This window comes from Limnochorda sp., from assembly GCF_047459355.1.
Taxonomy (GTDB): Bacteria; Bacillota; Limnochordia; order Limnochordales; family Limnochordaceae; genus Limnochorda.
Genome location: NZ_VSCV01000017.1, coordinates 42,322 through 50,214, shown reverse-complemented (window position 1 = coordinate 50,214; position 7,893 = coordinate 42,322). Strand labels below are relative to the sequence as shown.

Genomic DNA, 7,893 nt, shown 5'->3' with positions numbered 1-7,893 from the left:
GGAACCTAACCGCGGCCCTGGTGGGTGGCGTCCCCGTGACGGGCGCCATCGCCCGGACGGCCGTCAACGCCAAGAGCGGCGCCCACACCCGCCTGTCGGGCATGGTCCACTCGGTGGTGCTCTTGATCATCATGGTCCTCCTGGGCCCCTGGGCGGCCCGGATCCCCCTGGCCGCCTTGGCGGGGATCCTGATGGTGACGGCCGTGGGCATGGTGGACCTGGAGGGCCTGCGCCTGCTGCCCAGGACCCGCTGGACCTACGGCGCGACCCTGGGACTGACCCTGGTCTTGACGGTGCTCCAGGACCTGACGGTGGCGGTCGCCGGCGGGCTGGCCTTGGCCGCCCTCTTCACCGTGGCGGAGCTCGCCTCGCCTTGGCTGGAAACCCCCCGCTCCGGCACGGTGCCCGCCCTGCCCCGCCCCGTGGTGCCCCGCCACCCGGACGTGCAGCTGATCATCCTCCGGGGGCCCCTCTTCTTCGTGGGCGTGGAGAAGCTGCGCCGGCAGGTGGAGCAGGTGACCAAGCCCGTGCTGGTGCTGGATCTTGCCGCGGTGACGGCCGTGGACGAGTCGGGCCTCCTCATGCTCAAGCGGCTCGCCCAGGACCTGGAGCGGTCGGGCAAGAGCCTCTACATCGCCGGGGTCCGGGGCCCCCTGTTCAGGCGGATGGCCCGGCTGGGGGTCTTGGATGACCTGTGCCGCCACCGGGTGGGCCGGAGCTTGAAGGCCGTCCTGCGCCGGGCGGAGGCGGAGGCAGCCCGCGGCCAGGACGAGGACGCCCGGGAACCGGTGGCCTTCCCTGGGGCCGCGCCGCTCCAGGGGCGGGCCTAAGCCTTCCCCCAGGCCGGGGCCGCGGGTGGCTCCCCCGCGAGGCGTTGTCGTTCTTCTCTGGAAATATGACTTTTCGAGAAGGTCCTTTCAGGAGGTGGCAGCATGGGGGAGCAGGCCCAGGCCCAGCCGGCCAGCGGCGCCATCGGGGTTCACTGGGGGGAGGAGGCCTACGTCCACCCCACCCCGGAGTTCATCGCCCAGGCCAACCTGACCGACCGGGAGGCGTACCGACGCTTCAGCCTCGAGCACTTCCCCGACTGCTTCACGGCGTACGCGGAGCTGTTGACGTGGGACCAGCCCTGGCAGACCGTCTTGGACACCAGCACCCCGCCCTTCTGGCGCTGGTTCGTCGGGGGCCGGCTGAACGCGGCCGCCAACTGCGTGGACCGCCACCTGAAGCAACGCCGGAACAAGACGGCCATCACCTTTGTGCCCGAACCGGAGACGGAGCCCATCCAGCACCTCACCTACCAGGAGCTCTTCTGGCGGGTAAACGAGTTTGCCGCCATCTTGCGGGATGTGGCCGGGGTGCAGGCCGGCGACCGGGTGACCATCCACATGCCCATGGTGGCCGAACTCCCCGTCGCCATGCTCGCCTGCGCCCGCCTGGGCGCCATCCATTCGGTGGTCTTCGGCGGCTTCAGCGGCAAGGCGTGCGCCGACCGGATCGTCGACTCCGGCTCCCGGGTGCTGGTCACCATGGACGCCTACCACCGGAACGGCAAGCTCCTCAACCACAAGGAGAAGGCGGATGTGGCCGTGGCCGAGGCGGCCCGGGCGGGGGTCACCGTGGAGAAGGTCCTCATCTGGCAACGGTACCCCGGCCGCTTCTCCAGCCCCACGCCCCTGGTCCCCGGGCGGGATGTGGTGGTCAACGAGCTGCTGCCCGCCTTCCGCCGCCAGACGGTGGACCCGGTCTCCATGCCGGCGGAGGCGCCCCTCTTTCTCATGTACACCTCTGGCTCCACGGGCAAGCCCAAGGGGGCCCAGCACAGCACCGGCGGGTACCTGGCCTACGCCACCGGCACCGCCCAAGCCTACCTGGACATCAAGCCCGAGGACGTCTTCTGGTGCCTGGCGGACATCGGCTGGATCACCGGCCACTCCTACATCGTCTACGGGCCCCTCAGCCTGGGCGCCTCCACGGTGATCTACGAAGGGGTACCCACCTCCCCCGATCCGGGGCGGCCCTGGCGGATCGCGGAGGAGCTGGGGGTGAGCATCTTCTACACCTCGCCCACCGCCATCCGCGCCCTGCGGCGGGCGGCGCCCGAGGAGCCCACCCGCTACCGCCACCGCTTCAAGCTGATAGGGACCGTGGGCGAGCCCATCGAACCCGACGTCTGGCGCTGGTACCACCAGGTGGTGGGCCGGGGCGAGGCAGCCGTCGTCGACACCTGGTGGCAGACGGAGACGGGCGGCTTCCTCATCACCACCGCGCCCGCCCTCCACCCCATGAAGCCGGGGAGCGCCGGGCCCGGCGTGCTGGGGGTGGAGCCGGTCATCCTGGACGAGGCGGGCAACGAGATCCCGCCGGGCTCAGGCCAGGCAGGGTACCTTTGCATCCGGAACCCCTGGCCGGGCCAGATGCAGACCATCTGGGGCGACCCGGACCGGTACGTCCAGACCTACTACGCCCGCTTCAACCGAAACCCGGCCAGCCGGGACTGGCGGGACTGGCCCTACATGAGCGGCGACGGCGCCGTCCAGACGGCCGACGGGTACGTCCGCATCCTGGGCCGCATCGACGATGTGATCACCGTCGCCGGCCACCGGCTGGGGACCAAGGAGATCGAAAACGCCGCCCTCACCGTGCCTGAGGTGGCGGAGGCGGCGGTGGTGGCGGTGCCCGACGCCATCAAAGGATCGCTCCCCGAGCTCTTCGTCGTCCTCCATCCCCAGCACCCACCCACACCGGACCTGTCCCGCCGGGTGGCGGAGGCGGTGGTCCGGGAGATCGGCCCCATCGCCCGGCCCCGGGCGGTCCATCCCGTCCCCGACATCCCCAAGACCCGCTCGGGCAAGATCATGCGCCGGATTCTGGCGGCCATCGCCCGGGGAAGCGAGGAGCTGGGCGACGTCTCCACCCTGGCCAACCCCGAGGTGGTGGAGCAGATCCGGGCCCAGCTCCACGGGAATGCCTCCCCGCCCCCGGCCCGGACGGCCCAGTCGTAGCCGCCAGGCCGAGGGGCCGAGCGGTTCAGTCGTAGAAGTTCCGGATCCAGCGGTGCTTCCGGAGCGCCTCCACCTGTGCGGCCGGCAGGCCCTTCCCGTCGCCGGCCGCACAGTTCAGCTCCACGTGCCGGACGGTCCGCATGCCGGGGATGACGGTGGAGACCGCGGGGTGGCTCAAGGTGAACCGGAGCGCGATCTCGGGCATGGCCTCCAGGGAGACGCCCAAGTCCGCCGCGATCCGCTGGACCCGCTCGAAGACCTCCCGCTTCCGGTCGCCGGCGAAGTACTCGTTGCGGAAGTCGCCCGGCGGGAAGGTGGTCTCGGGCGTGATCTTGCCTGTCAGGCCGCCCTCATCGAAGGGGACCCGCACGATCACCCCTACCTGATGCCGCTGGCAGGCGGGGAAAAGCTCATCTTCGGGGCTCTGGTCGAAGATGTTGTAGATCACCTGGACCGTGTCCACCACCCCGGTCTCGATGAGCTTGAGGGCGTTGGCCGGCTGGTGGTCGTTGACGGAGACCCCGAAGAAGCGGATCTTCCCCTGCTCCTTCAGCCGCTCGATCGCCTCCAGCCAGTCGCCCTGGCCCACCCACTCGTCGTTCCAGACGTGGAGCTGGAGCAGGTCGATGGTCTCCAGGCCCAGGTTCCGGAGGCTCTGCTCGGCGCACCGCCGGATGTACTCGCCGGGGAAGACCTCCTCCACGGGCACGCCGGGTCGGGCCGGCCACTCGTGGTTCATGGGCGGCACCTTGGTGGCCACCGAGACCGTCTCGGTCCGCGCCCGCACCACCTGGCCCACCAGCCGCTCGCTGTGCCCGTCCCCGTAGGCCAGCGCCGTATCGATGAAGGTGACGCCCAAGTCGATGGCCCGGTGGAGCGCCCGGAGGGACTCCTCGTCCTCCGCGCCGATCCACTCGCTCTTGCCGATCCCCCAGGCTCCGAAGCCGATCTCTGACACCTGCAGGCCTGTCCGGCCCAGGATCCGGTACTCCACGGCACTCGCCTCCTTCCCCATCGACTGCCATCCCGCCCCGTCTGGGGCAGACTGGTCCTCCGGGAGCTTCGCCCAGGCTGGCCCATCTCCTGCCCCTGGGACCCGGGCGGGCCGGCCCACCGGGCGTCGGCTCCGCTCCGGGAGGCCCGGCGACCCGCCCCGGCCCCGGGCAGGGAAGACGGGCGCGGCAGCGGAAGGTTCTCCCCGACAGAAGCGCTTCAAGGAGGAGAGGGCCCGTGTCCCGCAACCGCCTCACCTGGGATCTGGAAAGCCTCTTCCCGGGGGGCAGCCGGTCCCAAGCCTTTGCCGATTTCGTCCATCAAATCGCCCAGCGGGTGGAACCCCTGGCCCAGTGGGTGGCCGACCTGGCCGCCAGCGCCGGCCAGATTTCGGGCGGGCCAGCCGGCCTGGACGACGAAGCCCGGGAGCGGTGGGTCCAAGGCATCACCGACCTGCAGGAGGTGGGAGCGCACCTCCAGGAGGCTCAGGCCTTCGTCAGCTGCCTCATCGCCCAGGATGTCCACGACGAGCCGGCCCGGGTCTGGGAGAGCCGGCTCACCCAGTTGAGCGCCCGCTACCACCAGCTCCTCATCAGCTTGGACCAGGGGCTCCTGGCCCTACCCGACCGGGCCTGGGCGGAGCTCTTGGCTGAGCCCCGCCTGGAGCCCATCCGCTTTGCGCTGGAGGAACGGCGCCGGCGGGCCCAGGAGCGGATGGAGCCGGAGCGGGAGAAGCTGGCGACGGCTCTGGCCGTGGACGGGTATCACGGCTGGAGCAGCCTGTACGACACCTTGAGCGGCCGGATCCGGATCCCCGTGGACGAAGAGGGCGAGACCCGCCTCCTCTCCGTGGGCCAGGTGGCCAACCGTCTCTACGCCCGGGACCGGGCCGTCCGGACCGCGCTCTGGCCCAAGTACGAGGGGGCCTGGCAGGAGGCGGCCGACCTCTTCGCCGCCACCCTCAACCACCTGGCGGGGTTCCGCCTGGCTCTTTACCGCCAGCGGGGCTGGTCCCTCCTCCAGGAGCCTCTGGCCCTCAACCGCCTCTCGGCCGAGACCCTGGAGGCCATGTGGACGGCGGTGGAGGGGGCGAAGGCGCCCCTGGTCGCCTACCTCCGGCACAAAGCCCGCCTCCTGGGCGTGGAGAAGCTGGCCTGGCACGATGTGACCGCGCCCCTGGGCGAGGTGGAGCGCCGGTTCACCTACGACGAGGGAGCCGCCTTCATCCTGGACCACTTCCGCCGCTTCAGCGACGACCTGGCGAAGCTTGCCCAGCGGGCCTTTGCGGAACGGTGGATCGAGGCGGAGGACCGGCCCGGCAAGCTGGCGGGGGGTTTCTGCACCTCCTTCCCGGTGAGGGGCCAGTCCCGCATCTTCACCACCTTCTCGGGCACGCCGGACAACCTCTCCACCATCGCCCACGAGCTGGGGCACGCCTACCACCAGCACGTGGTGAACGCCCTCCCCCTGTGGGCCCAGCGGTACCCCATGAGCCTGGCCGAGACGGCCTCCACCTTCGCGGAGCGGATCGTCCTCGATGCGGCCCTGGAGGCAGCCAGCTCCCGGGAGGAGCGCCTCGCCCTCCTGGATCAGAAGCTGAACGACGCGGTCGCCTTCCTGATGAACATCCACGCCCGCTTCCTCTTCGAGCGCCGCTTCTACGAGGCCCGGGCCGAGGGGCCGCTCACGGTGGAGGAGTTGAACCGGCTGATGGTGGAGGCCCAGCGGGAGGCGTACTGCGACGAGCTCGGCGAGTACCACCCCCTCTTCTGGGCGTCCAAGCTCCACTTCTACCTGACGAACCAGCCCTTCTACAACTTCCCTTACACCTTCGGCTACCTCTTCAGCACCGGGCTGTACGGCCGGGCCCAAGCCGAGGGGCCGGCCTTCGCCCAGCGGTACGTCGCCTTGCTCCAGGACACGGGCCGGATGACCGTGGAGGAGCTGGCCCAGCGCCACCTGGGCGTGGACCTCACCCAGCCCGACTTCTGGGCGGAGGCGGCCCGGCTGGCCGTGGCCGATGTGGAGCGGTTCTTGGAGCTTGGCTAGCCACCGGGGACGAAGTCCGTCGGGGAGGAGCCCCATCGAGGAGGAGGGACCTATGGTCGCACCCCACAGCCCTCGCACCGCCGCGCAACTCCGCCGGGAGCTGGCCCGCATCGACCGGCAAAGCTACCCGGCCTACAAGACCATCGCTGGCGCCTACGACTTCGGCACCTTCACCCTGGTGATCGACCATGTCCAGGGCGATCCCTTCGCGGCGCCGTCCCGCATGCGGATCCTGCGGGACTCGGCCACCATGGGCCTTCCCGCCTGGGCCACCTCCACCCGGGCCCGCCGGATCGCCACCGCCGACTGGATCGCCCGCCGCATGGCCGGGGCCCTAGCGGGCCACCGGCCGCCCAGCCGGCGGGGGAGCGGCACCAGCGGCCTGATCGCCATCGACACCCCGGGCCAGGAGATCCTGGAGCGGACCGCGGTGGTGGTGACGTCCGAGCGGGTGGAGGTCCGCTTCGTGGCGGGGCTGCCCGCGGCCGGGCGGCGAATCCTGGGCGAGGAGGCGATCCACCTCCTCTGCGAGGAGATCCCCGCCCTGGTGGAGCAGGTGCTGACGGTGGGCCGGGTGGAGCTGGTGGGCCGGGGGCCCCGGGAGGGGCCCCGCTGGAGCTTGCAGACCCACCTGGATACGGTGGAGGACCAGCAGGTCCTCCGGGAGGCCCTGGCCGAGCGGGGCCTGATCGCCTTCGTGGCCGACGGCGCCATCCTCCCCCGGGAGAGCGGGGTGAGCGACCGGCCGCTGCGGGGGCCTCAGGTGGTCCCCTTCCGGGCTCCCGACGCCCTGGCCGTCACCCTGGAGACGCCCCATGGGGGGCCCATCCGGGGGCTGGGGATCCCCCGCGGGGTCACCCTCATCGTGGGCGGCGGCTACCACGGCAAGTCCACCCTCCTCCGGGCCCTGAGCCTGGGGGTGTACGACCACATCCCCGGGGACGGCCGGGAACGGGTGGTGACAGATCCTACGGCCGTCAAGGTGCGGGCGGAGGACGGCCGCCGGGTGGAGCAGGTGGACATCAGCCCCTTCATCACCAACCTCCCCTTCCGGGCCGACACCCGTCGCTTCAGCACCGAGGCGGCCTCGGGGAGCACCTCCCAGGCGGCCAACATCATGGAGGCCCTGGAGCTGGGGGCCCGGGTCCTCCTGATCGACGAGGACACCAGCGCCACCAACTTCATGATCCGGGATCGCAGGATGCAGGCCCTGATCAGCAAGGAGCAGGAGCCCATCACACCCTTCATCGACCGGGTCCGGAGCCTCGCCCGGGATCGGGGTGTCTCCACGGTGCTGGTGGTGGGCGGGGCGGGCGACTACCTGGACGTGGCCGACACCGTCATCCAGATGGACCGGTACCAGGCCCGGGACGTGACGGCCCGGGCCCGGGAGGTGGCCCGAGCCTTCCCCACCGGCCGGCTGGAGGAAACCGACGGGCCCTTCCCGCCCGTCACGCCCCGGCTGCCCCTCCCGGACAGCCTCGACCCCCACCGGCCAGGCGGGCGCCGGGCCAAAATCCGGGCCCGGGAGACGGAGACCATCCAGTTCGGCCCGGAGTCCATCGATCTGTCGGCGGTGGAGCAGATCGTCCACCCCTCCCAGACCCGGGCCATCGCCCTCCTCCTGGCCCGCCTAGCCGTCCGCTTCTGTGACGGTCAAACCCCGCTGCGGGACGGGCTGGAGCAGGCCTTCGCCGAGCTGGAGGCCCATGGCCTGGACCTGCTGGCCGCCCCGGGCCCGCCCTTGGGCGATCTGGCCATGCCCCGGCTCCTGGAGGTGGGGGCTGCCCTCAACCGGCTCCGGACCTTGCGGGTCCGCCTCCCCGGGGATGCAGGCGCCCACTGA

5 protein-coding genes are annotated in these 7,893 nt (G+C 71.4%); 4 read left to right on the top strand and 1 reads right to left on the bottom strand.

What is annotated here, in order from left to right:
* On the top strand, positions 1-830 hold an 830-nt coding region (locus tag FWJ67_RS07445), incomplete at its 5' end, for a SulP family inorganic anion transporter (protein ID WP_414482670.1).
* A 102-nt stretch (positions 831-932) separates the two neighbouring features.
* Entirely contained in the window at positions 933-3,005 is a 2,073-nt protein-coding gene (gene acs, locus FWJ67_RS07440; protein WP_304172865.1) for an acetate--CoA ligase, read from the top strand.
* Positions 3,006-3,030: 25 nt separating this feature from the next.
* On the opposite strand, the gene FWJ67_RS07435 is transcribed toward acs, so the two are convergent.
* Positions 3,031-3,999 carry an aldo/keto reductase gene (locus tag FWJ67_RS07435; RefSeq protein ID WP_304172863.1) on the bottom strand — a complete coding sequence of 323 codons (969 nt, stop codon included), beginning with the start codon at positions 3,997-3,999 and terminating at the stop codon, positions 3,031-3,033.
* A gap of 236 nt (positions 4,000-4,235) precedes the next feature.
* On the opposite strand from FWJ67_RS07435, the gene FWJ67_RS07430 reads away from it, so the two are divergent.
* Entirely contained in the window at positions 4,236-6,047 is a 1,812-nt protein-coding gene (locus tag FWJ67_RS07430) for a M3 family oligoendopeptidase (RefSeq protein ID WP_304172861.1), read from the top strand.
* A gap of 52 nt (positions 6,048-6,099) precedes the next feature.
* Positions 6,100-7,893 (top strand): ABC-ATPase domain-containing protein, encoded by a 1,794-nt coding sequence (locus FWJ67_RS07425; protein ID WP_304172858.1) that lies wholly within the window; start codon positions 6,100-6,102, stop codon positions 7,891-7,893.

What these genes read in the sequence shown, in the direction of transcription:
- acs (WP_304172865.1), top strand. Translation starts at nt 933, where the DNA reads ATGGGGGAGCAGGCCCAGGCCCAGCCGGCCAGCGGCGCCATCGGGGTT.
- FWJ67_RS07425 (WP_304172858.1), top strand. Translation starts at nt 6,100, where the DNA reads ATGGTCGCACCCCACAGCCCTCGCACCGCCGCGCAACTCCGCCGGGAG.